26 protein-coding genes are annotated in these 25,780 nt (G+C 39.8%); 15 read left to right on the top strand and 11 right to left on the bottom strand.

Features of this window, described 5'->3' with window-relative positions; genetic code table 11:
• The 3 genes from M2470_RS10905 to M2470_RS10895 all read left to right on the top strand — a co-directional run bounded on the left by M2470_RS10905 (position 1) and on the right by M2470_RS10895 (position 3,345).
• Positions 1 to 1,266, top strand: a complete 1,266-nt coding sequence (locus M2470_RS10905; protein ID WP_280745025.1) for a glycoside hydrolase family 5 protein — start codon at positions 1 to 3, stop codon at positions 1,264 to 1,266.
• Between the two features lie 278 nt (positions 1,267 to 1,544).
• A complete protein-coding gene (locus M2470_RS10900) occupies positions 1,545 to 2,693 on the top strand; it encodes an aldo/keto reductase (protein WP_280745024.1) in 1,149 nt (382 codons plus the stop codon).
• A 1-nt stretch (position 2,694) separates the two neighbouring features.
• On the top strand, positions 2,695 to 3,345 hold the full coding sequence (locus tag M2470_RS10895) for a hemolysin III family protein (protein WP_280745023.1): 651 nt from the start codon (positions 2,695 to 2,697) through the stop codon (positions 3,343 to 3,345).
• Position 3,346: 1 nt separating this feature from the next.
• On the opposite strand, the gene M2470_RS10890 is transcribed toward M2470_RS10895, so the two are convergent.
• The gene (locus tag M2470_RS10890) at positions 3,347 to 4,126 is read right to left on the bottom strand and encodes an EFR1 family ferrodoxin (RefSeq protein ID WP_280745022.1); all 780 of its coding nucleotides are present in this window, start codon (positions 4,124 to 4,126) and stop codon (positions 3,347 to 3,349) included.
• A 179-nt stretch (positions 4,127 to 4,305) separates the two neighbouring features.
• Here M2470_RS10890 and M2470_RS10885 point away from each other — a divergent pair, with 179 nt between their 5' ends.
• Both M2470_RS10885 and M2470_RS10880 read left to right on the top strand, forming a co-directional pair.
• On the top strand, positions 4,306 to 5,235 hold the full coding sequence (locus M2470_RS10885; RefSeq protein WP_280745021.1) for a transcriptional regulator: 930 nt from the start codon (positions 4,306 to 4,308) through the stop codon (positions 5,233 to 5,235).
• On the top strand, positions 5,232 to 5,708 hold the full coding sequence (locus M2470_RS10880; protein WP_280745020.1) for a GyrI-like domain-containing protein: 477 nt from the start codon (positions 5,232 to 5,234) through the stop codon (positions 5,706 to 5,708). Before M2470_RS10885 ends, M2470_RS10880 begins: the two co-directional genes overlap by 4 nt.
• A 7-nt stretch (positions 5,709 to 5,715) precedes the next feature.
• Here the strand turns inward: M2470_RS10880 and M2470_RS10875 are convergent, their stop codons facing one another.
• The gene (locus M2470_RS10875) at positions 5,716 to 6,078 is read right to left on the bottom strand and encodes a helix-turn-helix domain-containing protein (RefSeq protein WP_280745019.1); all 363 of its coding nucleotides are present in this window, start codon (positions 6,076 to 6,078) and stop codon (positions 5,716 to 5,718) included.
• 152 nt (positions 6,079 to 6,230) lie between these two features.
• On the opposite strand from M2470_RS10875, the gene M2470_RS10870 reads away from it, so the two are divergent.
• On the top strand, positions 6,231 to 6,647 hold the full coding sequence (locus M2470_RS10870) for a cupin domain-containing protein (RefSeq protein WP_280745018.1): 417 nt from the start codon (positions 6,231 to 6,233) through the stop codon (positions 6,645 to 6,647).
• A 64-nt stretch (positions 6,648 to 6,711) separates the two neighbouring features.
• Here the strand turns inward: M2470_RS10870 and M2470_RS10865 are convergent, their stop codons facing one another.
• The 5 genes from M2470_RS10865 to M2470_RS10845 all read right to left on the bottom strand — a co-directional run bounded on the left by M2470_RS10865 (position 6,712) and on the right by M2470_RS10845 (position 16,225).
• A complete protein-coding gene (locus M2470_RS10865) occupies positions 6,712 to 7,800 on the bottom strand; it encodes a peptidoglycan bridge formation glycyltransferase FemA/FemB family protein (RefSeq protein ID WP_280745017.1) in 1,089 nt (362 codons plus the stop codon).
• 225 nt (positions 7,801 to 8,025) lie between these two features.
• Positions 8,026 to 10,062 (bottom strand): beta-L-arabinofuranosidase domain-containing protein, encoded by a 2,037-nt coding sequence (locus tag M2470_RS10860; protein ID WP_280745016.1) that lies wholly within the window; start codon positions 10,060 to 10,062, stop codon positions 8,026 to 8,028.
• 90 nt (positions 10,063 to 10,152) lie between these two features.
• Positions 10,153 to 11,790, bottom strand: a complete 1,638-nt coding sequence (locus tag M2470_RS10855) for a RagB/SusD family nutrient uptake outer membrane protein (protein ID WP_280745015.1) — start codon at positions 11,788 to 11,790, stop codon at positions 10,153 to 10,155.
• A gap of 12 nt (positions 11,791 to 11,802) precedes the next feature.
• On the bottom strand, positions 11,803 to 15,030 hold the full coding sequence (locus M2470_RS10850; protein ID WP_280745014.1) for a SusC/RagA family TonB-linked outer membrane protein: 3,228 nt from the start codon (positions 15,028 to 15,030) through the stop codon (positions 11,803 to 11,805).
• A gap of 184 nt (positions 15,031 to 15,214) precedes the next feature.
• Positions 15,215 to 16,225 (bottom strand): FecR family protein, encoded by a 1,011-nt coding sequence (locus tag M2470_RS10845; protein WP_280745013.1) that lies wholly within the window; start codon positions 16,223 to 16,225, stop codon positions 15,215 to 15,217.
• Positions 16,226 to 16,432: 207 nt separating this feature from the next.
• Between M2470_RS10845 and M2470_RS10840 the strand changes: the two genes are divergently transcribed.
• Both M2470_RS10840 and M2470_RS10835 read left to right on the top strand, forming a co-directional pair.
• Positions 16,433 to 17,371 carry an IS1595 family transposase gene (locus M2470_RS10840; RefSeq protein ID WP_280745012.1) on the top strand — a complete coding sequence of 313 codons (939 nt, stop codon included), beginning with the start codon at positions 16,433 to 16,435 and terminating at the stop codon, positions 17,369 to 17,371.
• Entirely contained in the window at positions 17,364 to 17,513 is a 150-nt protein-coding gene (locus M2470_RS10835) for a hypothetical protein (protein ID WP_280745011.1), read from the top strand. Before M2470_RS10840 ends, M2470_RS10835 begins: the two co-directional genes overlap by 8 nt.
• A gap of 180 nt (positions 17,514 to 17,693) precedes the next feature.
• Here the strand turns inward: M2470_RS10835 and M2470_RS10830 are convergent, their stop codons facing one another.
• A complete protein-coding gene (locus M2470_RS10830; protein WP_280745010.1) occupies positions 17,694 to 18,041 on the bottom strand; it encodes a hypothetical protein in 348 nt (115 codons plus the stop codon).
• A complete protein-coding gene (locus M2470_RS10825) occupies positions 18,031 to 18,519 on the bottom strand; it encodes a type II toxin-antitoxin system antitoxin SocA domain-containing protein (RefSeq protein WP_280745009.1) in 489 nt (162 codons plus the stop codon). Before M2470_RS10825 ends, M2470_RS10830 begins: the two co-directional genes overlap by 11 nt.
• Before the next feature lie 387 nt (positions 18,520 to 18,906).
• Here M2470_RS10825 and M2470_RS10820 point away from each other — a divergent pair, with 387 nt between their 5' ends.
• The 3 genes from M2470_RS10820 to M2470_RS10810 all read left to right on the top strand — a co-directional run bounded on the left by M2470_RS10820 (position 18,907) and on the right by M2470_RS10810 (position 19,749).
• The gene (locus M2470_RS10820) at positions 18,907 to 19,152 is read left to right on the top strand and encodes a hypothetical protein (protein WP_280745008.1); all 246 of its coding nucleotides are present in this window, start codon (positions 18,907 to 18,909) and stop codon (positions 19,150 to 19,152) included.
• Between the two features lie 2 nt (positions 19,153 to 19,154).
• Complete coding sequence (locus M2470_RS10815; RefSeq protein WP_280745007.1) at positions 19,155 to 19,520, top strand: hypothetical protein; 366 nt, start codon at positions 19,155 to 19,157, stop codon at positions 19,518 to 19,520.
• An 88-nt stretch (positions 19,521 to 19,608) separates the two neighbouring features.
• The gene (locus M2470_RS10810; protein ID WP_280745006.1) at positions 19,609 to 19,749 is read left to right on the top strand and encodes a hypothetical protein; all 141 of its coding nucleotides are present in this window, start codon (positions 19,609 to 19,611) and stop codon (positions 19,747 to 19,749) included.
• Here the strand turns inward: M2470_RS10810 and M2470_RS10805 are convergent, their stop codons facing one another.
• Complete coding sequence (locus M2470_RS10805; protein WP_280745005.1) at positions 19,750 to 19,935, bottom strand: hypothetical protein; 186 nt, start codon at positions 19,933 to 19,935, stop codon at positions 19,750 to 19,752.
• A gap of 133 nt (positions 19,936 to 20,068) precedes the next feature.
• A complete protein-coding gene (locus M2470_RS10800; RefSeq protein WP_280745004.1) occupies positions 20,069 to 20,623 on the bottom strand; it encodes an RNA polymerase sigma-70 factor in 555 nt (184 codons plus the stop codon).
• A 763-nt stretch (positions 20,624 to 21,386) separates the two neighbouring features.
• Here M2470_RS10800 and M2470_RS10795 point away from each other — a divergent pair.
• From M2470_RS10795 to M2470_RS10780, 4 genes are read left to right on the top strand one after another with little or no spacing between them, the layout of a single operon-like run.
• Positions 21,387 to 21,917 (top strand): dihydrofolate reductase family protein, encoded by a 531-nt coding sequence (locus M2470_RS10795; RefSeq protein ID WP_129733360.1) that lies wholly within the window; start codon positions 21,387 to 21,389, stop codon positions 21,915 to 21,917.
• A gap of 55 nt (positions 21,918 to 21,972) precedes the next feature.
• Positions 21,973 to 22,461, top strand: a complete 489-nt coding sequence (locus M2470_RS10790) for an RNA polymerase sigma-70 factor (RefSeq protein ID WP_129733359.1) — start codon at positions 21,973 to 21,975, stop codon at positions 22,459 to 22,461.
• Positions 22,462 to 22,472: 11 nt separating this feature from the next.
• On the top strand, positions 22,473 to 23,258 hold the full coding sequence (locus M2470_RS10785; protein ID WP_129733358.1) for a FecR family protein: 786 nt from the start codon (positions 22,473 to 22,475) through the stop codon (positions 23,256 to 23,258).
• Positions 23,259 to 25,688: a carboxypeptidase-like regulatory domain-containing protein gene (locus M2470_RS10780; protein ID WP_129733357.1), complete on the top strand. Its 2,430-nt coding sequence runs from the start codon at positions 23,259 to 23,261 to the stop codon at positions 25,686 to 25,688. It begins immediately after the preceding gene.
• Positions 25,689 to 25,780: the final 92 nt, after the last annotated feature.

Here is a 25,780-nt window from a genome sequence, read left to right as displayed (position 1 = left end):
ATGGGAAAGAATTTATTATTTGTAGTCGTTGCAACTATGTTGTTGATGATCAGCTGTCAGCAGTCGAAAGATCAACCAAAAGATCAATCACTTCCCCGCGAAGCTTTTATCCGCGTGCAGGGTCCGGACTTGATTAAATCAAATGGCGAAAAAATACTTATCCAAGGGACAAATCTGGGGAACTGGCTGAATCCGGAAGGATATATGTTTTTGTTTCAGAACGTAAACTCGTATAGGACTATAAATGACGCCTTTTGCGAGATGGTAGGCCCCGATTTTACCAAAAACTTCTGGAATGAGTTTAAGAAAAATTATATCACAGCAGAGGATATTAAGTACATTAAGCAAACGGGCATGAATTCGCTGCGTATCCCATTCCATTACAAGCTCTTTACAGATGAGGGTTATATGGGTTTGAGCTCGGATCAGAACGGCTTTGAACTGATAGACCAGGCCGTAGAATGGTGCCGGCAGGAAGGCCTCTATGTTATTCTGGATATGCACGATGCTCCGGGAGGGCAAACCGGTGATAACATAGATGATAGCTATGGGTACCCCTGGCTGCTGGAAAGCAAAGAGAGCCAGGATCTGTTTTGCGATATCTGGAAGAATATAGCCGAACATTATGCAAACGACACTATTATACTGGGATATGATTTGCTGAACGAGCCGATAGCCCACTATTTCCTGGAAGATTTTGCTCATTTGAACGACTTGCTTGAGCCTCTCTATAAAAGATGTGTAGAAGCCATTCGTACAGTAGATAAAAACCATGTTGTATTACTTGCCGGCGCACAATGGAACGGTAATTTTTCGATATTCAAAGACTCTACATTCGACGATAATATGATGTATACCTGCCACCGCTACTGGTGTGATACGTTACAGCATAATATTCAGGATTTTGTAGATTTCAGAGACGGCGTAAACCTGCCTATATATATGGGTGAAACCGGCGAAAACAGCGACGAGTGGGTAGGAGCCTGGACTCGCTTAATGGAGCGCAACAACATCGGCTGGCACTATTGGCCCTATAAGAAGATGACGGAAGGCGGCGCTTGTATGCGTACAATCCCAGCTCCGGAGAACTGGAATGTGATTGTAGAATATACAAAGGCAGACCGGAGCAGCTTTGCAAAGATACGCGAAGCACGTCCGGATCAGGAACTGGTAAAAAAAGCATTGAACGATTTACTGGAGAATATGAAATTAGCCAACACTTCTAAAAATGAAGGATATATAAAGGCTATGGGAATGAGGCCGTAAGCTCATTTTGCGAGTGTATTAAAGCATTATTTTGTTTAGCAAAAAGTTGCTGGGTTACAATTGTCGATCAACTGGGTCACGGTTGTGAACCACCTGGTCGACAGCTGTGACCCAGCTGGTCGACAGACGTGAACCACGTGGGTCACAGTTGTGACCCAGCAACTTTTTTAAATATTCTTTTTTGAACTATTCAGTAAAGTAAATTGAACCGTATAGCAAACACACCAATCAAATCTCCTCTTAACTTTGTATTGCTAAATAATAGTAGAAATTAAATTATGGAATATAGAAAAATAGGGAAAACCGGAATGTCGGCCAGTGTTATAGGCCTAGGATCAGAGCATCTGGATGGTAAGCCATATGCTGTAGTTGAAGAAACAATTCATGCGGCATTGGAGCATGGTATAAATATCATGGATCTATTCATGCCCGGCGACGAAGTGAGGCGTAACATCGGCAAAGCGCTTGGTAACCGACGGAAAGATATGATAATACAAGGGCATATCGGATCGGTAGATTTAAGTGAGCAATACGATGTAAGCCGCGACTTGCCTACCTGCAAAAGATACTTCGAGAAACTGCTGGATAACCTTGGTACCGATTATATAGACGTAGGCATGTTATTCTTTATGGATTCTGATGAGGCCTTTGAGCAGATTTATTCCAACGGGATTGTTGATTATGCTTTGGAATTGAAGCAGAAAGGTGTTATCCGGGCTATCGGAACAAGCTCTCACAATCCTGTTGTGGCCAGGAAACTTCTGGAAACAGGGATTGTAGACCTGATGATGTTTAGTATCAATCCGGCATTTGATATGACTCCTGCCGAGACAGATGTACTAAGTACAATGGAAGAACTTTCCGCTCAGCAATATGTAACCATAGACCCGGTACGCGCAGAACTTTATAAATACTGTGAGCAACAGGGAATTGCCATTACGGTAATGAAAACTCTGGGAGGTGGACGGCTTTTGTCTGCCGAACATTCCCCTTTCAAGAAGGCCATGAGCGTTCCGCAATGTATTCATTATGCACTTACCCGTCCGGGAGTAGTTAGTACAATGATTGGCTGCCAGTCTGCCCGGCAAGTAGAAGAAGCTGTAGCTTACCTGAATACACCGGAAGAGCAACGGGATTATATGGATATAATAAGCGGCTATCAGGGAGAACTGAGTGGCCAATGCGTGTATTGCAACCATTGCCAGCCCTGCCCTGTCAATATCGACATAGCTATGGTTAATAAGTACCTTGATATCGCCTCTTTAGATACCGCGAATATCCCGCCGAGCATCCGGCAGCATTACAAATCCTTAGCTGCAAGTGGAGCCGATTGTATAGCATGTGGTAATTGCGAGGATAAATGCCCCTTCTCGGTCCCTATCATTAAAAATATGGAACGCGCCGAAGAATTATTCGTACTTTTGTAAAGTGAAAAAGCATACATCGAGTGGATTTTATACCAAAGAAGAAGAACGGCTAAACACCTTGTCTCATGGGGTAGGGATATTAATAGGTATCCTTGGTGGAGGCTACTTATTATATCTGGCTATAGATAGCAATAATCCGTGGGCGGTAGCAGGTATGTTAATCTATTTGTTCGGTATGCTGTCATCTTACGTTAGTTCTACCTTGTATCATGCTGCGCCTCCGTCTCCCCGTAAAGATTTGCTGCGAAAATTTGATCATGCCGCTATTTATCTGCATATCGCGGGGAGTTATTCACCTATTATGTTGGTTACCTTGCGCGAGGTAGGCTTTTGGGGATGGAGTATTCTTATTTTTGTATGGCTCTGTGCTGTTGTAGGTGTGGTTGTCAGTTTTCATAAACTTAAAGCACATAGCCATTTAAAGACAATATGTTATGTGGCAATGGCATGCAGTATATTAATAGCCTTTAAGCCTCTGTTGGAGGTTGTTTCTGTACAGTTTCTATATTGGTTGTTGGCCGAAGCTTTTTTCTATATTACAGGAGCCGTACTTTATTCTTTCTATAAACTACCTTATATGCACTCTGTGTTCCACCTATTTGTCTTAGGTGGAACAATTTGCCATATGATGGTTTTGTGGTATGTCTTATAACTTAGAAATAAAATTCCGGATCCTTACGTGCCGAATGTGCCTTTACAAACTTTCTTCCGGCTACTTTATATAGTAGTCCCCCGAAATGGCGTGCATCGGCTGGGCAAACTACAATGCAGCGTCCGCAGGCTATACATTTTTCCTTATCTGTTTTGCGTGGCGTATCGGCGGCAATAGCCTGTGCCGGACACTGTTTTACACAAGTGCCGCATGCCGTGCATTTCCTGTTTCCGCTGGGTTGCAGAGGTAGTTTGCCGGGGACTTTGTAAGGGCGATTGCCTTTCGGAATGATTTCATGTAGTGTATCCAATCCGTCTATCGAATCAATTATCTGTTTGCTTTTTTGTGCAAATTCAGTGATTGATTCCATATCCTTTTTATCCGGACGCTCTGTCCCAACCTGTGGAAATATAGAATGTTGAGCGATGAATGCTCCGGCCGAAACCACCTTGAAACCATTAGCCTCCACTACGTCTTTCAGCTCAAGCAGCGCGTCATCATATTCGCGGTTGCCGTAAACGCAGACTATAATAGCCGGTGTACCATTGCCTTTGAATTGATGGAGGGCTGGTAATGTTATGGCCGGAATGCGTCCGGCATATACCGGCATCCCTACTATCAGCAGGTCTGAGTTATCCAATACAACTTCCGCTTCAGGAGCCTGCCGTGTGATGTTATACTCTTTTATATCACCGTCCAACTGTGTTGATATATGTCTGACAATCTTCTGTGTAGTGTTGGTCGCACTAAAGTATACGAGCTTGATGTTTTCTGTTTTCATATGTATAATTTATTGAATGTAAACATACGAATAAACTAGCAAAAAAGGAACATATAAAAGATTTGAAGTAACTTTAAAAACTTGCTGACATACTGTTGTCAAACAAGTGTATTATTTTTGTGTCATAATCAATAAAGACATCATCATGAAGCTAACATCTTTAAGAAAACGAATCACCTTTGAACCGGATTGATCGCATATCAGCATTACTGGTGCAGCTTCAATCCCGCCCGTTGGTGAAGTCTTCTGAAATGGCAGAACGCTTTGGTGTAAGTTTGCGTACCATTTACCGCGACATGCGTACCTTGTCGGAGGCCGGAGTGCCGGTATGTGGAAATCCGGGAGTTGGTTACTCATTAGTTGAAGGTTACAGATTACCCTCACTTATGTTTACCAAAGAAGAGGCAATAGCCTTTCTTACAGCCGAAAAGATTATTGAGCAGCTTACCGATACGCAGAATAGCAACTACTTCCGTCAGGGGATGGATAAAATTCGCGCTGCATTGCGGGCTGTAGATAAAAGATACCTCCACGAGATGGATGATACAATAGCAGTGTATAAAAGCCGGAGTTCAGGAGAGAGTTTGCCCAATATAATGCAAATAATATTGAGCAGTATAAACGATAAGTTGATCCTGGAGGTAGACTACAGCAATGCAGACGAGAATAAAAGCAAAAGAGCCTTGGAAGCTGTAGGCATCAGCTATTCGCACCCCCGTTGGTATCTTTCGGCCTGGTGTCATTTGCGCGAAGAGTACCGGATGTTCAGGCTCGATCGTATCAGTAATATACGAACAACAGATAACAAACATACAAAAGCGCATCCGCCTTTAGACTCACTTTTGGATTGTGTCGACTCGCAATGCCTAATAGAAGTCGTTTTGCTTACAAGCAAAGAGGTGTCCAAACAATTTGCCGACAGGTGCTATTTTATGGGGCTGACTAACGAAAAAGAGCTTGCAGATGGCCGGATAGAACAAACCTACATGGCTTATTCACTTGAGGGCCTGGCCAGATGGGTACTGGCGAATGCCGACACGACAACAGTAATAAAACCCTTTGAAATAAAAGATATTATTAAACAAATCATTCAAAAATTAGACGTATGAAAGTGAACAGTACAGAGATTAAGAATCTCGAACCAATCAAGACAATTGCAATTCCTCATGTTGGCGAATATTCAGGTATTGCCGGAGCATTTGATAAGTTAGCAGCATGGGCAGGAGCCAACAACCTTTGGGCAGCTTCTCCTAAAATGGTTGGTCTTTATCAGGACGACCCCACCAACACCCCGCACGACCAATTACGCTCCAAGGCTTGCCTGGAAGACCTTTCCGACATAGAGCTGGGAGAAGGTATGGAACGCTATACCATAAGCGGAGGCAAGTATTTTGTGATGCAGGTAGAAGTAATGATGTCTGAATATGAAGAAGCATGGCAAAAAGCATATGCCGCAGCTTTCAATGAGAAAGGCTGTGAATGCGACCTGCGGGATCACTACGAACTGTATCTGGGTTGTGTAGATGGTACTCAGGGTGTTGATGCTCCTTGGATAGTAGAGTTGCGTATCCCGGTGAAGTAACCTATTTTTAAAGGTTGTTTCTGCCAACCATAATTGTATCGATATTTTCTGTCGCCCAATCAATCAATGCTTGCAGATGAGGGTAGAGGCTCTCTCCCAATTCTGTAAGCTCGTATTCTACTCTTGGCGGAACTTCGGCGTGAATCTCGCGGCTGATTATACCGTCTGCTTCCATAGCGCGCAAAGTAACAGTCAGCATACGTTGGGAAACATCTCCTATGGTGCGTTGTATGTCGCTAAATCTCAGTTTCCCATTAACCTTTAATGTTGTCAACGTAAGGATAGACCATTTGTCGCCCAAACGGGCAATAACGTTCCGAACCGGACAATACTCACTCGCTTCGAAATTTATTAAACTTTTTTTATCCATAACTATCTTCTTATCAACAATTGTTACACAGAAGTAAGCAGCGAACTGTTCTGTGCCTTCTTGTTTTATTAAAACACTTACTCTACTTTTGCCATACAAAAGTAATAAAGTTACGAATAGTAACAAATGTTGATAATTAAAATTTTAAGAACATGAAAACTGTAGCAGAGAACAAGAATTTTACAGCAATTGAATTGGGAAAGTTGGCACTCCTGCCTGAAACAGCAAACGGAAAAGCATTCCTGAAAGAAGCTACCAAAGCAAGCGGTACGGAAATCTCTTTAAGTGTGTTACCTGCCAAAACAGATCTCCCTATCTTTCATTCCCATAAACAAAATGAAGAAACGTACATTGTTTTGAGTGGAGCAGGTAAATTTCAGGTTGACGATCAATGCTTTGATATTGCCGAAGGTAGCATCGTGCGCGTAGCTCCTGCCGGCGTTCGTGGTATGACTAATACCTCTGATGAACAGATGAATTATATTGTTATTCAATCAAAAGAAAGTTCATTGGAGCAATGTTCAATGGAGGATGGAATCATAGATGAAGCAACTTCGCTTTGGAAATAACTATTTTATATTCGGAATCGGAAGTATCTTTCAGACCTAAAGGATACTTCTGATTCCCTTCTTCTTACATATAGTATCCCTGTATTTGCATTTCGCTGTGTTGCAGTATCCGGTATTTATCTTGGTCGAAAACGTAGTCCCAACAGCCTAAATGATGAAACATCTCGCCGCCAAAACCGGTTTTGAACTGATACAATCCATGCATGGGGTGCGAGGCTTGCGGACCGGGTGATACGCCAAACATATCGTATTCAATACATCCCGCCTGTTTAGATAGCCTGATTGCTTCCCATTGGAGGGCATAAGTAGGCATGAAATTACGCATCCGGGAAGACGAAGCCCCGTAAAGGTAAGTTCCGCGATGAGCGGTTAATACAAGGAACATGGCGGCAAGCGGAATATTGTCGACTTCTGCAATGAGAAGCTCTACATGGGCAGGCGATGAGGTGTCGTCTGCACGAGCCGATATCACTGATGTGAAGTATTCAACGTTATTTACAAATAGGTTATTCCGCAGGGCGGTTTCTTTATATAGCTCATACCATATCCCGATTTGTTCCAGTCCGGCTCTACGAACGGACACCCCTTTCCGTCTTGCCAAGCCGATGTTGTAACGGGTTTTTGGCTTCATCTGCTTGAGTATCTCCTCTTCAGTCGGTGCAAGATCAAGGAAAATAGTAGTGGCAGGCAGAACGCCTGAATTGCTTTTGCGAAGGCTCCAGTTAATCGTATTATAATTCATGTTGAACTCTTGGAATACTGGGACAGGAACTTCATCGTCGTGCCAGTGCGAGCGCCAATTGAGGTCGTACCGTATGGCGGCGCAATTCTTCGGCAGGTGCGGCTGGATCAGCTCTGAAAGCTCTTCCAAGAAACGTCCCTGATTTTCGTCAGAAGGCTCTATCTCCGGGCCATAAGGTGCATAGGCAATATAGGTTTCATGATCCAGTGGACGTTCGACCAGTAGAAGGTCGGCATTGGTGTAGGAGTATCCTCCAACTCCGGTATAAATGTCTCGATTACGTACTTTAAAATCAAGGGCTCGCGTGGTTAAACCCTGATTCTTTTTCACTTCAGACCAGAATGCGGTTTGCTGAACGATAGGGGTCGTGTATATATCCTGCTGGTCCTTTTTCTCTACTCTGATATCCATATCTTGAAAATAAATCTGCAAACATAAGCCTTTATTTACTATTTACCTAAAAAATAACTTTTTATACTGTAGTCTAAATAAAGCTGCTCGGGGTAAAAAGAAAGAGACTATCTCAATTTATTTTGAGACAGCCTCTTTTGTTGTGCAATCACCCGTCTGTATGCCAAAGGTCAGGAAGCGACGGTTCGATCCGGAATTCTTTTTTTGCCGAAAAATGCTTTGATTTTATCTTACCAAAGGAAATTCACTTATTCTTAATGTAGTACATCCGTATGGAATCAAGGTGATTTCTTCTACCGCAGCAGAACTGTTTCCAACCGAATAAGGTAACGGACCTGTCATTTCATTATATAATTGCCAATGTGGAATTCGTTTGCCTTTTGTTTTTATTAATATAGGTGCATTTTCTGTATTCCAGGGATAAGCTGCTTTTTGTTTTTCGGAATCGATAATCACTTTGAAATGTTGTTGTATTTCATCTGGCCGGAACCCAAGAATCCCATAATTCCACGGGGTGGAAGATGTCACTTCGTAATACGATTCGCCATAACGTGATATTTCTTCCTGTGCAAAGCTCTTCTTTTTCCAATTCTCTTGCATTTTCAATGCATAAACCAAGGGGCCACGCTCAACGGCTATTGCATTTTCATACCATCGAGACACCTGTACTTCCATCGGCAAGGTGATTTCCACCTTATCTTTATTTCTCCATGTGCGATTGATAATGCCTACTTGCCCGCTTTTAACACTTTGTTCGGGTTTCCCATTTACCGTTACGATTGCTTCTTTACACCATGCCGGCACACGGAAATGAAACGGAAACGTGACTTCTTTCACTTTCTTATCTTGTATATGAATAGTAAAGGAGCATTTATCATCCATCGGATAGTTCGTTTCTTCGGTAATGCGAACCATATGTCCGTTATTCCCCACTTTGGCAGTCACCTCTGACGGAGAATAGATCAATGCTGCCAAACCGTTATCCGGAGTGGAATACCAGAGGTTTTGAGTGAATTTAGGCCAACCTTGATGCATATTCGATGCGCAACATGGATATCCGGTCAATAATCCGTAACAAATATCTGTTCCGGCATGATTATGATCTTCATAGAAATTATGATTGTGGCGGGTAATCATTACCTGATTCGCTTGTTGGAAATATTGTTTGTCCATGAAATCGTCAGTTATCTGAGTCGGAAGAGCGTTGAAAGCAACTCTTTCCAGGTGGTCGGCGAAATCAATATCACCCGTAATCTCAACCATTTTCTCAAGGGAGTACATCAGTTCAACCGCTGAGCACAACTCGGATCCTTGCGTTGGATTGTTGCCATGCAAGCCTTCATCCCCTCCGTACATTCCTTGCGGCTGACCATTATAATGACGAATATCCGCAAACGCTTTTTTTACAGCATCAAGGTACTTCTTTTCAGGTTGTTGCTGATAATAAATAACCGGCTCTTTAATGCCTTGAGCCAGATTGACGCAATGAATCGTATTGAAGCGAGTCAGATCATCCCGATTGAGAAACATATCCACAAAATCATAACTTTGTGTATGTAATAGTTCTCCTAGTTCGAGAAGGAAACGATCTCCGGTAATATTATAAAGCCAGTAAACAGCTTGAAGATTATCACAGGCACGATATTCAGCCCAAAAAGTCCAGTTGCCCAATGGTTTCCGGGGCAGTTCCTGAAGCTGGTATTTGAAGTAATTGGTAAAGAAAGAGATCACACGTGGATCGTTGGTCGCCGAGTAGTATTGCTGCATCACTTTAAGCATCACCATTCTGGGCCACCAGTCGGCTGAATTGTCTCGTTGTAATCCGGGTTCGTGCGGATAATCTTTCGCAGGTCCAAAATAACCGTCTTCCCGTTGGCTGTTTAATGTCCATTCAATCCAAGGTTGTACTTTTTCTTTCAATTTTCCATCATCTAAAAGGTAAGCCAGAGGTAATAAGCCATCAATCCAGTAAGGTCCACGCTCCCATTGATCGCCATCACCGCCTAGCCATCCATTACGATCTCCCATCACCGAGGGGTAGAGTATATCCATTTGGCTGGTAGCACCGCTGCGCTGTCTTTCCAACATTTCTTGCAGCCAACCTTTTGCTTTAATACTGCCCAGGGGAAGTTCAATATAAGGTTTACGTAGAAGCGGATAACGATTATTGGAATAATTAGAAATATCCTTTTTCTCGGTTGCGGATAAAATCGAAAACACAGAAGAAACACATAGTGTTGCTATAAATAATACTAATTTCATAATTGTAAGATAAATTGTAAACAGTAATATTCACAAGGTGTAAACAAAACTACACCTTGTGAATATGCTGTTTTTTTATTAGTCAGATCATTAATTACCCACGTAGTCCGGATTTTGATCTAAATTCGGATTTGTGTCTACAACTTCTTGTGGTATAGGATAGAGCGTACGATAAGATTCGCTTGGCGAGTGAGACAACCAAGCTGCTTTCGTGTAATGACCAAAACGGATCATATCTCTTCTACGGAAAGTTTCTCCGGCTAATTCCCAACCCAACTCATCATAAAAACGTCCGTATTGCTCGGGGAACTTTTGAGATTGAGGAGTGATGACATAATTTTCTACCATACCATATTGATAACTTGAAGGTCCCAGAAGCTGAGCTCCGGTAACAACGGCTTTTTCCGGGTTGTTTTTGAAAGCTCTCTTTCTGACTTCCGTCACCAATACAGCTGCTTCGTCTGCTTTTCCTGTGCGGAGTAAACATTCTGCTTTCATCAGATAAACCTGTGCCAGACGGAAAAGAACATAATCATTGTTCAAACTACTTCTGGATCCCATAGCTACTTCGTATTTAAGAAATCGCAAACCTTCGGCTTCACTGGTGAAAATACCATTGGGCATTTCTTTTACGAAAATAAGCGGCTCACCCATTTTGTCATAAGAACCTAAAAGCGGGGTACCGTCTGATGCATATTGCGGACCACCTAACCAGGTTGCGTTCAGGCGCAGATCATCCGCGTCATAGGTGTCGACAAATTGGGGTGTTCCTTTATAAGCACCCGCGCCCCAGGGACTACCTACCAAATCATAGGTTTTTCTGTTGGCGCCATGAAGAGCAGCCAAATGATAATTGAAGCCTGTTGCATAAATCTCATCAAAAGGTATGACAAATATGTTTTCCAATGAATTTTCATTGTTTGTTTTAAACATATCCGTATAGTCGGCATCAAGTGTGTATACTCCTGCATTCAGAATGTCATTACACTCTTTTATACATGCTTCCCATTGTGGAGTTCCTGCATATACCTCTGCGTTCAGATACACATTGGCAAGCAAAGCTTTTGCACCCCAGCGATTGAAACGCCCGTAATTGGCTACACTTTTTGTTGTAGGAAGAATTTCAATAATTTCCTGAAGCTCTTTCACTACGAAATTATAAATCTCTTTCCGAGGTGTTTTGGGAGGCATTTCATTAGACATTGCTGTGATTAAAGGGGCATCCCCAAAATTATCCATGATGTACCAATAATAAAAGGCCCGCAAAGCTCTGGTTTCCGCAATAAGTTCTTGTTTGTTTTCATTCGAAGCGAATGGGAAATTTTCTTTTTCCAACATACCTATCACGTTGTTACACAATACAGCTCCTGTAAAAAATAGATTCCACATTCTTTTTACATGCTCCTGTGTCCCATCCCATTTATGCTGATGCATACGTCGGAAATTACCTCCATCGTCCCAGCCCGATCCATTGGCGGGAAAAACGGCTTCATCCGTAGAGATCGCTTGTGCGATACAAATCCCTAAACCGGCACCTGCGTCTGTCCATCCTCTCAGATTGGCATAAGCCGCGCCTACTTCGCGGGTTGCATCACCCGGTTCATAGATATAACTATCTTCCGTAATATCCGAGTATAAATTTTCTCCTAAATCTGTACAAGCGGCAAAACCAATCCACAGAAACAAGGCTAAAAGTGAACCTGCCGTATATTTTACATATTTTCTCATAATTCGTTAGTGTTAAAAAGTTAATATTGTGCCAATTGTAAATGAACGGGTAGAGGGATAACGCCCTAGAGTATCACATCCGGGATCTAATCCGTTTACATTTACTTCGGGATCAATACCTGAATAGCTTGTGAAAGTAAAGAGGTTAGTTCCTGTAGCATAAAAGCGGGCTTTCTTGATGTATTTGCTGTTAAACTGCAAATTATATCCCAAGGTTATATTATCTATTTTCCAGAAATCACCTTTTTCAATAAAATAGCTAACATACTGAAGTTCTTGCTGATCATTGAGCACTTGACCAAATTTAGGCTGATAGGCATCTGCCAGCAGATTACCACGGGTCAGATTAACCGGTACTTCGTAAAACATTCTTGGCATATTTAAAATATCATATCCGAAAACACCCCGCATAGAGATGTTCAGATCAAAGTTTTTATAGGATATCTGATTATTCCAGCTAAGGAAATGTTTAGGTAAACCATTCCCGATTTTTTTACGGTCATCATCTGTCTGATCCAGGATGGATTTGGGTTCTCCATTTTTTCCTTCAATGATCCAACGTCCGTCTTCATCAACTCCAATGGTTTTGAATCCCCAGAAATTACCCATTTCACCTCCTTCAAAAATGCGATGTGTTTTTCTCTGGATCGGTTCCCCGGTCCATCCTTCTTCGATATATCCGGAATGCACCTGAAACTGGTCATTCGATAAGGATACTAACTTATTCTTGTTTGTAGAGAAATTGAGGGTTGAATTCCATGTAAAGTCACGGGTTTGCACAGGAGTTATATTGATTTGCGCTTCCAATCCCTTATTCTCCATCGTACCTGCATTGGCAATCATTTCATTGTATAGAAACGGAGGCATAGGCACCGTATATTTCCAAAGCATGTCTTTAGTCGTTCGTTTATAGAAATCGAAACTACCTCTTATGAAATGGTTGAAAAGACTGTAATCGATACCTAAATTCCATTCTTCTTTCTTTTCCCATTTCAGGTTGGGGTTGGCATTTGATGCGGGTTTTAAGGTTGGAATCCAACCACTTTCAGTATAGAAATTAGCTCCGGTATCCAGTTTTCTCAACGACATATAAGGATCGGTAGGAACAGTTCCTGTAATACCAAAACCTACACGCAGTTTCAACAAATTGATCGATTCAATATCTTTCATAAATGATTCGTTCGATAGATTCCATCCTACAGAAAAAGCAGGGAAATTACCCCATTTATGATTCTCTCCGAACTTACTCGATCCTTCCCGACGCAAACTTGCGGAAAGCAAATAACGATTGTCGTAGTTATAATTCACACGTCCGAAGAATCCGATTAGTTTATGTTCGGTTTTTATCGATTCTTCTTTTGCCTCTCCCCGTTTGAGAGCAGCTCCTTGTTGCATTTTATTATATGAATATTGATCGGAAGAGAAATCCCAGTTTTGCATCCAATAATTCTCATACTGATTCATTTGATAGGAATAACCGACTAATGCTGTAATATTATGTGCATTGAACTGTTCACGGTATTGCGAAGTTATTTCCATCAGTTTTTCGGATGAACGGGTCGTTCCTCTGGATGCGAATCCATTTTTCGAATCCCTCACAGTAGAGATATGCTTTTTAGTCTCAGAGTATCCTCTTGTCTCATTAAATGTAGTATTCGACACCAATGCTTTTACAAAAAACTGATTGATGGGGGTTAGTGTGATCGAGCCAAACGTTTTGATCTGGGTGTTTTTATTTTCACCATCACTCTCATAAATAGCGGCTACTGGATTCATATATCCATTCATTGTAGTGTGTTCCACCCATGTGCCTTCTTCATCTTTCAGGCGATCCGTAGGATTACCGATTAAAGCCGTACGATAGATACTACCATTAAAACTATTTCCATCACCAAGTGACTGATAGGTCTGTTGACGTCCCATTATATTGAAATTAAATTTCAATAAATTATCCCACATCGAGTGATTGGCTTCTAAACGCGTAGTTAATACCTTGTTATTTGAACGTTTTACGATCCCTTCCGCCGATTTGTAGTTGATGTTGGCAATATAGTTGGTCGCAGATGTCCCTCCCTGAAAACTGGCATTTGTCACTGAAGTAATAGGCGTACGCAGTATTTCATCCAGCCAATCGATTTCGTAACCATGATCGATAGCACCCGGTTTCTTCTGAGCGACCAGTTCGCGGTATTGAGAGGCATCCATCATATCCAGTTTCCGGTTGATCGTTTGCACAGTCAGGTAAGACTGAACTTCTATCGTAGCTTTTGCTTCTCCGTGAATTTTCCTTGTGGTAATGAAAATTACCCCATTATTCCCCCGAGTTCCGTAGATTGCGGCAGCCGAACCATCTTTCAATACATCAACGCTTTCTATATCTTCCGGAGCTACAGTTGACAGATCACCAGGGACCCCATCAATAATAACCAACGGACTGGTGCCGGAAAGCAAACTTCCCGCTCCACGTAAAACAAGTTGACTGGTAGATGTGGGATTCCCATTGGTAAGTACAACTCCTAAACCGGCTACCTTACCTTGAATCAATTGGGCGGCGTCTTGTACGCTTCCCTGAGTGAAAGATTCTTTTTTAACACTCGCAATGGAAGAAGTCAATTCCCCTTTTCTCTGGGTTCCATATCCTACGACAACAACTTCATTCAAGCTTTGTGAATCTTCCTTTAAGATAAGTTGCAAAGATGTTTGGCCGCTAATGCCCACTTCCTGCATAATATATCCGATATAAGATACTTGTAAGATGGAGGAAGGGTAAACAGAAAGTGAAAACTTTCCATCCATATCTGTTATGACCCCATTGATCGTTCCTTTCTCCACCACATTGGCGCCAATAACCGGTTCGCCTTGTTCGTCGGTGACGGTACCGGTGATTGTACGTTTGGTTTGCGATGCGGTTTGAGCAAGGTTATCGGCTGTTTTCAGATCGGTCAATACCACCTGATTGTCTTCTTTCACTGTGTACGTGATACCGGTACCACTCAACAAACGGTTCAATACGTTCTCTATCGAGCTGTTGGATAATTTAATGGATACTTTTTTGTCCAATCCGGACATGGCATTGTTGAAGAAAAAATTGTAATCGCTTTCTTTGTCTATTTTATGGATGATCTCCCGAATTGTTTTGTTTTTTTCCGACAGGTTGATTTGTGCGGATATGTTTTCGCTGATGCAGCACACCAGTAGGCACAATACAGCCTTTATAATTATATTTTTTATAAGTCTCATTATTTTGAATGTTTGGTTATACAAAGTTTTTAATAACTTTACCCACTTAAAATAGAACCTTTTTGCAATGCTTGATACCCGGCCCGGTATCGGTGATAGATTGCAGTGCGGAACTATTGTAAGCAATTATGCGCGGGACAGGCCCCTGGGGTCTGTTCCGTTTTGTTTTTCTTTGGTTTTTATTTCATGGGCTATTTCTTTTATGGTTATTATTCTTGCTGATAATCACAGAACTATCGCTTATTGCATAGGTGATAGGAACAGTCAGGCTCATAATCTCGAATACATTCGAAAGGCTGTTGTTCTTTATGGTTCCCAGGAAAGTATAGTTCTTTATGTCCTCTGTTTCAAAAATAATTCGGATATTATAGATACGTTCGAGCATAACGGCTGCTTCGCCTAATGTTTCCCCATTAAATACAATCCGTCCGTTTCGCCAGGCAGAGATCAGATCGGTATTATAAAGCGTAGTTTTAACCGATTGATGGGTAGGGCGATGATAGGATATGTTTTCATTCGGACTTAAAAGGACACGATCATTGTCGGAGGTAACAGCGATACTCCCTTCCATCAAAGTGGCCGTAATATCTTCATCCGCAGAATAGGCTTTAACATTGAAAGCTGTACCCAATGCTTCGATCTCCATATCGTCGACTTGTACGATAAAAGGTTTATTCCGGTCTTTGGCTACTTCGAAATAGGCTTCCCCATCCAGGCGGATGATCCGGTCTTTCCGGTTGTAGGCATTGTTATATTTCATTTTGGTGTCCGAATTCAACCATACCAATGTTCCATCGGGTAGCTCCATGCTGGCTTTTTGTCCGCGATCGACTCTGACGATAAGTTCTTCGGAGGATGCCGTTCGTTTTGTGTGTATGAAATAGCTTCCCAGTATGCCACATAATAGGAAACAAGCGGCAGCGATCTGCGTAATCCGGTAACGCAATGATAGTTTCCGTATCTGACGGGCCTGTTCCGCCTCTTTGATCTTTAGGCTGATATGATTCAACATGCGTTGTTGCACATCATCGTCCAATTCATCACTTGCATTGTCCAGACGTTCCTGATAGGATGCGAAAAGGGATTCTTTCGTATCGGGAGTACGAAACCATTCGAACAGATTCTTTTCTTCCTGACCGGATAACCGCCCTTGTAAGAAACGATCCAATGTTTTTATGTCGTTGTTTTTTTCCATGTTGTATAAGTTATATACATGAAGCATTGATTTTCCTTACAGGAGAATGTAAGAATATCTGTTTTTGACTTTTATTAAAGACTTGATGCCAGATAAAGTAAAGCCAACAGGATAAAATAAGGCACTAACATACAAATTCAACCCAAAAATTAGTACTACATAAAAATAAAATGATTATATTCGTCTAAATATTAATCTTTTATCTTTATGTTCAACGGTGAAATCAAGGATGAGTTTAACAGTTTAATCGAATTGACCGATTATCTCCGCGATGAAATGGATTGTATTATGTACTTATCAAAAAAGAGATGGGGAGATAATACAGTTTGTCCTCATTGCGGATGTGAGAAAGTTTATTCATTTTCTGATGGGATAAGGTATAAATGTTCTCACTGTAGAAAGCAATTCACCGTTAAGGTTGGTACCATATTTGAAGGGAGTAAAGTATCATTAAGAAAATGGTTTATCGCCATCTACTTAATAACCTCTCACAAGAAGGGAATATCTTCTTATCAGTTAGCAAAGGATATTGATGTTACACAGAAGACAGCTTGGTTTATGCTCCATCGAATTAGGTATGCATTAAGCCAGGCTGATCTTGATATAGAATTGGAAAATGATGTGGAGATTGACGAGACCTACGTAGGAGGTAAGAACAAGAACCGGCATTGGAACAAAAAAGTAAAACACTCACAAGGAAGAAGTACAGAAGATAAGACACCTGTATTCGGAATGATCGAAAGAAATGGAAAAGTGATTGCAATGGTTGTTCCAGATGTAAAAGGAAAAACATTAAAGGATATAATACGTAGAATGGTAAAGGACACAGCAAGGATCATCAGCGACGAGTATATTGGTTATTCCGGTTTGGAAAAGATATTCCGACAGCATGTTTACGTTCAACACGGAGCGGGTCAATATGTTATAGGGGATATCTATACAAACACAATAGAAGGATTTTGGAGCATAGCCAAACGGGCTATAATTGGAATCTACCATTGCTTAAGCCCTAAACACCTTCAACGATATTTCGATGAGTTCACCTTCCGTTACAATACAAGAAAGATGAAAGAGGGTGAACGTGTAAATAAAATGCTATCTTTGTGTTATGTTAGAATGACATATCAGAATTTAGTTTATGGCTAAGAAAGGAACATCAAGCAAAGGAACAGAAAGACCTAAAGCGGTTGCAAAATCAACTTCAACTAAAAAGAAGAAAGAACCTTCTTTCGGAATGATTATAGAAAAGATATCGAAAGTGAAACCACCAAAGAAAACAAAGAAATAAAAATGGGGAACAATAATGACATATCTAGCAATGAGACATCAAATAAATAGATAAAGGAATCTTCAGGGATGTTTATTCCCACAGAAAAACCTACACCTACAAGAAAGAAATTAAAATTCAAAAAATATAAATCCTATATTGCTAATGATTTACTTATAGATTAGTGAATTTATTATTGAGTTAATTTTTAAAAAGACTTCTAAGAATAATAAGTGGTAATCCTAAAATATTAATTGTTGTAGTAGTTAGTAGCGTTTTGATAACATCACCTTCTAAATCTAATCCTAAAGGCTTATTAAGAAAAAGTAGACACATAACTAATAAAAGCCATATAGAAACAACAAACATAACCCATTTTGAAAGAATTCCTCTATGGCGTGTGTTTTGTTTATATCTTTCTTTTCTTTGGTCATCTAAATTCAAAAGGTCTATATCACTACTAGGTGTATTCACAACATCACTTGAACGGTCAGAAATATCTGAACTTATTTCCAACTCATTGAATTGTATAGGTTGTTCATTCATCATCCTTTTTCACAACAATGGTATCAAAATAATCCTTAATATACTTATCGGGTATTATATCTCCCCATTTAAACCCATCTATAATGGTGGTTTTCTCCCAAGGAGAACCTTTTTTATGTGACCATTCTGATAATGAAACAGCATTATTTTGACCAAAAGAATTAAAAACTAAAGTTATTAAAGAAGACAGGGTTGAGTCTTCTGAGTTTTTTTTAACATCTGGGTCGTCATAACTAATAGATTGAATAACTGTTTTACTAAGTTTATTCCTAGTGGTAGGAAAAACAGGTCCATAAGGCCATGCTTGCGGGTGTTCATCTACTAACCTTTCATTTTTAACACTCAAATAAGTTCCATAAGCAATATATAATAATTTCTGAATCTTAGTCATATTTATTGTGTACTTATGCTTATTAGCATAAGCAGCTATAAATTTAGCTATATCTACACTATTGTATTTATATATGTCAATGATTCCCATGAAGTAACTATTTTATTACAAATATAACATATTTACAATACAGACAGTTCTTAATTCGATTAATAATACGAAACAACAATCTTGATACAAGTCTTTTAGTTTTATTAAACAAAAATAAATAGATATTAGACTTAGTTGTATATCTTTGCGTTTGTATTAGAATCAAACGTGAAGCGTTTAGATATTGTCTTGGACTTCGGAATCTGGTAAATTTCATATCCCCAAGGACAGTAGCACTAAACGTCTACGCTGTTATAGGCGTGGGCTGTTATATGCTGTCGTGGGGGTGGTTTACCAGAGCCAGAAGTCCCGGCACATTTAGCAGTTCCCACGCTTCTTTCATTTATAAATATCCGGAGGGGACAGGATGGTAAAAATGTAATTGAAATGAAAAAGTTATTATTGTTATGTTTGTTTGGAGTGTTTATGTTTACGTCATGCGGAAATATCAGAAGTGTAGCCGCAGTAGAAAACAGATGTCCCAAAAGTGAAGTTAAAATCATTAATGTTCACAGAGGTTATGGTGCAAGAACATATGATTTAAGTGTATGTGGAGAAAGAATGATATATAAAAGATCAGGTTCTGTTTATTTTAGAGTGGACGAAACAGACAAAAACACAGGAAGGAGATAAATATGAAAAAGATTGTTTTTGTCCTTTTTTTCTTATTCTCATTTTTGATAGTGAAGGCAGATGGACTAACTGTTACCTATAGTAGGTCTTATGGATTATCTAACAACAGCGACAATGTAAAACCTTTTAATCTATCAGGGAAAATATTCATTGATTATGACAATGAAACTATTACTAATTATTCATCCGGGCAGGTAGTAAGTAGATTATACATGTATAAGTATGAATCATCAAGAGATATGAAAGGTAATACGGTTATGGTTTTCTATACTACTGATAGCGATGGTACTGGAGTGAGAGTAGACTGCTATACTGATAAAGTTGTATATGTCTATCCAGGTGGAAGGATAATATATACAAACGACTAAAAATATTGCAACAAATAATACAAATTACGGGGCTGGTAATAATCAGTCCCTTTTTTATTCAATAATTATTCACTTAAAAATTACAATCATGAAAAAGATTTGGAAATTTATCAAAGAATTTGCTCTTGTAAAAGTTTACTATTCACCTGAAACTACTTACAAAGCTATCTATATCTTGGATATCTACTTTTTAGGCATCCGTATTTATAGACAGAGAGATGATAAATAATCATTCCTTCACAAACATCTCAAAAGGAAGAATTATGTTTAATATTTTCCCATCCTTAGAGTATGAACAATGTAATTTTTGTGTTAATGTATTTACACGACCAACAGTCATTTTTACAGGATTCTTCATGTTTTGATCAGATTTTAATATTACAATATCCCCTACATTGAAATCTTCTAATTTCATAACATTACATTTTTAAGATTAGCACCCCAAAGATATGGAATCGAACAACACGGAGCAAGTGGAAATGTATAATCAATCAAATTGCATCACCACCCAGAGAGATTAGATATCTTTGGGTGGGAGATGTATGTTATTACCTAAAATAATCTTTGAAGTGTTTTTTTAGGAATTGGATGGAACGATACACTTGTGTCTCTACGGTTTTCTCCGAAATAGATTGTTTCTCGGCGATTTCTTTATTACTCAAGCCTTGCAGCCGACTCATGATAAATATCTCCTTCCGGGCCGGTGGAAGTTTTTCAATCAGTTCATAAATATGTTCCTCCAACAGGCGGGCATCAATCGTTTCCTGTGTGGAATTATCTGTTCCTTGCCCTCTTGCCTGCAGAACGGTCAGAAAACGGTTTTTCAACAGTTCCCTTTCTGTTTCTCTGTAGACCAGGTTCTTAGCGATCGTATGCAGATAAGAGGTAAATCCTTTTTCTTCATCAATATTCTTGCGGTTCTCCCATATTTTCAGGAAACAGGTTTGGGTAATATCTTCAGCCAATGATTTGTCGAACAGCACAGACAATACGAAGTTATACAACCGCCGGTTATATATCCAATACAATTCTTCGAATGCAGTGTAATCGCCCTTTTTCAAACGAATCAGCACCTCTTTGTCTACCTGTTTGTTCCTTTCCATAATAGCATCCTCTTCCCGGAAGAAGAATTTTAAGCTACGAATTAATACTATTTTTTTGAATTATGGAAGGATAGACCTCAAAATCACAAAGAAAAGAATGATTCCCGCTTAAAACGAAAAAAGTCTGTAATCATATAGATTACAGACTTTGACTTCAAAATGTCGCCTAAAGCTTCATTTTTGCGGAACGGACGGGACTCGAACCCGCGACCGCAAAACGCATATATTCAGTGATTAAAAATCTTTTTTTGTTTATGTGGTACGAATTGGAGCAATATCCTTTTCTGCCTTATTTTCTTGGCAGTTCTGGCTGCTATTGACGCCAATTTGTCTGCATAAAACTTGGGTTCAAAGTTACTACAATTTTTGAAATCACCAAAGGTTTTGAAAAATAATCTTTTAGACGTAGTGCAAGGTGCAAGTTTATCTATATATAGATACTTGCACCTTGCACCAACAATCTCAACTGGAAAGACTTTAATACCTTAAACTAATTTGGTATCTTTGCACCAGATAAATAGAATTTTAGCGGATTAATTCCGTTTATATATAACATAACGTTCGCTGAACGTCTCGATACGAAAACTGGTAATTTTCAACTGAAAGGGACAGATAGCGCAATGTTCATGCTATACGAGAGTATGGCGTGGGCTTGCCTGTTTCTTTCAAAGGTATACCAGTACCTCGTATCGGAGCAGTGTGAGTTCCACGCTTCTTTTTTGAGATACAGCGAGCAATGGTATAAACAATTAAATTCAGTAGCATGAAAAAAATTATCCTTTACATCGCTGCATCACTTGACCAACGGATTGCAGAGCCAGGCGGCGGATTGGAATGGCTTACCGGATGCCCAAATCGTGAAAAGACAGATTACGGTTGCAAAAATCTATCAGCTTCGGTTGATACGGTTATTATGGGCGGTCGTACTTACCGTGAAATTATGAACATGGATGTAATTTGGCCATATTCGGAACAGATGGCTTATGTTGTATCCCACCATGAATGGGATACAAAGGAGAATGTACGTTTTATCACGGAGAATATTATTGAAACGATTTCTGAACTTCGCAATCAGGAAGGTAAAGATATTTGGTTAGTTGGAGGCGGAGAATTAATTTCAATGTTGCTCGCCGCAGATTTGATTGACGAAATGCAAATTTGCTACTTCCCCATAATTTTGGGCAAAGGCATATCTTTATTTCCTGAACAAAACAAGGAATCTAAGTGGGAAATAATAAAGACAAAAGTATATGATTCGGGTGTGTTGAAAGTTGATTACCAAAAATCTTTATAATTTCATGTAGGGTATTTATATCTTCATGCGGTATAATAGTAAAATGTCCAACTGGATGATAAGCAAAGCAGAGTTCAAACAATTATTCGATAAGTATTTTGATACGATTCGAAGTTTTATCTTCTATCGCTGTGGCGATAGGGATGCAGCATCGGATATGGCACAGGATGTCTTTATGAAGATTTGGGAGAAACGGGAACAACTGGATAACCTTAATTTAAAACCATTGCTTTATAAGATAGCAAACGATATGGTTATAAGCAATTATCGAAAAAGTTCTACCCGTTTAGATTATGAGGTGAGTATGAGTATTCAGATTGATAGTCCCTTGTCGCCCGAAGATGAATTAAACTTTGAAGAATTGGCATCTACTTATGCTAAAGCATTAGAAAAGATGCCGGAATTACAAAGGGTTGTTTTCCTGATGAGCCGGAATGATGAACTAAAGTATAGTGAAATAGCCCAATGTTTGGATATAAGCGTAAAAGCTGTCGAAAAACGGATGAGCGCTGCTTTGCAATTTCTTAGGACAGAACTATTATAATTAAAGAAGATATGAAAACGGATGATATTAAAATAACCCCTAAATGGAGTAAAAGCAAAGAAGATATTTGGGATAGTGTCTTTGAAGGATTGGAAGAAACTCCCAAAGTTATTGAAATGGCTCCCCGAAAAAGATCATTGTGGTTTTATGCGGCTGCATCTATTGCTGCAATAGCTATAATTCTACCCTCCATAGCATTTTTCTATACAAAAAATGAAGTTGCTGAAAGAGGTACACATCTGGCGGTGGTTTTACCCGACGGCTCTAAAGTAGATTTGAATGCCGAAAGTAAAATCGGCTATAAACCTCTCTGGTGGTTTATTTCCCGTGATGTAGAACTGAAAGGCGAAGCATATTTTGAAGTTGAAAAAGGAAGCACATTTGATGTACGTTCCGGGCAATACACTGTAAGTGTACTGGGAACAAGTTTTAATGTGTTTTCCCGTGCCGAAAATTTTAAGGTAACCTGTCTTACCGGAAAGGTGAATGTTTCGGATAAATCGGAATCAGTAATACTTACCCCGAATATGCAGGCATTATTAAGTAATGGCAAACTTACCACTAATGATGTCGAAGATGCGAAAGAATCTATTAATTGGAAACATGGTAAATTTGTTTTTGTTAGCGTACCTTTGCAAGATGTAATTCAGGAGATTGAAAGACAGTATGATATTGAAGTATTGCCTAATTCAAATCTGAATTATTCATATTCAGGTAATTTTACGAAAGCTAAAGATCCGAATGATGTGCTTAAAATAGTAGGTAAACCGTTCGGAATAGAATTTAAGATAAAGTAATTGAAGAAATTTATAGTTATACTTATAATAACCCTTACAGGCACAATTGCAGCTTTTTCACAAGAGCTGCATTTGGTCGTTAATGACAAGCCCCTTAACGATGTTCTGCGGGGATTACCCGTAGAAATTTCTTTTGATGATAATGCCCTTTCCCAATATAAGGTAACGGTCAATCGAAAATTTAATAATCCTCAAAGCGCACTTGATTTTTTGCTGAAAGATAAACCGTTTCGCCACGAAAATATAAACGGAGTTTATGTTATCGCTTCCTATACTGAAAAGATAGAGCAACCGCCTGTTGTTGAAGTTAAGCGGTACTATACGTTTTCAGGGACAATAAGGGATGCAGATAGCGAAGAAGGTTTACCTTACGCTTATATCACTACTCCCGAAAAGACCGTTTCAACTGATGAAGCAGGTTATTTTTCTTTCAAAACCGAGAAAAAAGGAAATCAGCGTGTACAAGTGCAGTATTTGGGCTATCAGGCACAAGATACTATTCTTTCTCCCGGACTAAACGAAATCCGGCTACAATCTGCTGTTTTTACTATGGATGAAGTAATCGTCAGTCCTGCTCCCGCCACAATGCTTATCCAATCCGGCAATAGTCCCGGCGAAATCCGCATCAATCATCAAATTTCAAAATATATTCCCGGAAGCAATGATAATTCCGTATTTAACCTTATGCGGATGATGCCCGGAGTAAGAGCATCGGGCGAGCCATCGGAAGACCTGATTGTGTGGGGCAGTAATATGGGTGAAAGCAAGATAACATACGACGGATATACGCTATTCGGTATAAAGAACTATAACGACCATATAGGTTCGGTCAATCCCTATATGGTAAAAGACATACGCATCTTGAAAGGCGGGTACGGCTCCAATCAGGGCGGACGTATCGGTGCCATTACGGAGATAACAGGTATAGACGGTAATTTTAATGCTCCGTCTGTAAAAGCAACTGTCAGCAATTATACAATGAACCTTTTTGCTTCGGTACCCTTGACAAAGAAATTGAATATCTCTGCTGCTTACAGGCAGACTTTCTATAACCTGTATAACAATGAGAATGTGGATTTATCCAATAGTGAAAATAATCCACAAACGATTTATTCAAGCATATATATAAAGCCTGATTACCATTTCAATGATGCCAATTTAAAGCTATCAGGAAAAGCATTTAAGGATGATTCCTATTACATCAGCCTGTATGGAGCTAATGACCGCTTTAAATACTCGGTAAATCAACCAAACGAGTATGATGTCAATGCTTCTGAAAAGAACAGGCAATATGGTGGGGCGGCTTCTTATAAACGGGTATGGGAAAACGGCTCAACTACAAAAGTTGTGGCTACATTCTCACGGCTTACCTCTTTGTTGGATAATCTCACAATACTGGGAGATAAAAAGCCGACAACAGACGATGTTAGTCATCTGGATAATGAGGTACAGGAGTTTTCGGTAAGACTTAACCATGACTTTAATATCGGAAGCCGTAACAAAGTACAAGTTGGCGGGGAGTGGCAACAATACAGGGTAAGTCTGAACGAGCTATGCGGAGAACTGGATAAGCCGACAGTCTATATTACAGATAATATATTATTGGATAATTTGACTTTAAGTGCAGGTGTACGGGTGGATATGCCATTGAATAAAAAAGTCTATGTACAGCCCCGTTTATCCGGCACATATAAAATATCGGAAGAACTAACTGCAACTGCTTCGTGGGGACTATACAATCAGTTTCTTACCCGTACCGCATACCAATATGATGAATCGGGATTTCAAACCGTATGGACTATGGCAGACAGTACCTTTACAAAGGCAATGCACACTACCGCAGGTATTGCATACAGTAAAAACGGCTTCTTGGTCAGTATGGAAGGATATTATAAGACTACAAAAAACAGTCAGTATTTTTTGGATAATACAGTCTATAAAATAGATAATACGATTTTAGGAGCAGACTTGTTTGCCAAAAAGCTAATCAGAAATCATACTTTATATGGCTCGTATTCCATCAACCGCCTTAGTAAACCGCAAAACGAACTTTCGCATGAAATAAAAGTCGGAGGTATCGGGGCATTCGATCCTTTCTATTTTTCGTTGAGTTATGTTTATGGTACAGGCTTTTCTTATATTTCCACTGGAGGGCACGGACATGGACAAGGCAATGAGGAAGGACAGCATGGCTCCGAACACGAACATACGGATTATTCCGATGAGCCATACAGCCGCTTTGATATAGGTGCTACATACAGGGCACAAATAAAGAAAGTAAGGCTGCAAGCAGGCGTATCGCTATTGAATGTGTTTGGTACTAAGAATATAAAATACAACTATCAGATTTCCGGTCAAAATACTGCAACAAATATCTTCACAAAAGCAACTCCATTTACTCCAACGGTATTTCTTGAAATTATTTTTTGATTTATGGTAGGGTAAACCCTGCTTTATGCGGTTACTATTACGAAAGCGCTTCAGAAAAAAACAAAGTACAAATTCGTAAATTAGTAGATCAA

The organism is Parabacteroides sp. PH5-46 (assembly GCF_029892785.1).
In the GTDB taxonomy this organism is placed as follows: Bacteria; Bacteroidota; Bacteroidia; order Bacteroidales; family Tannerellaceae; genus DFXE01.
The sequence above is the reverse complement of the archived record's forward strand: the minus strand, read 5'-3'. Positions and strand labels throughout refer to the sequence as shown.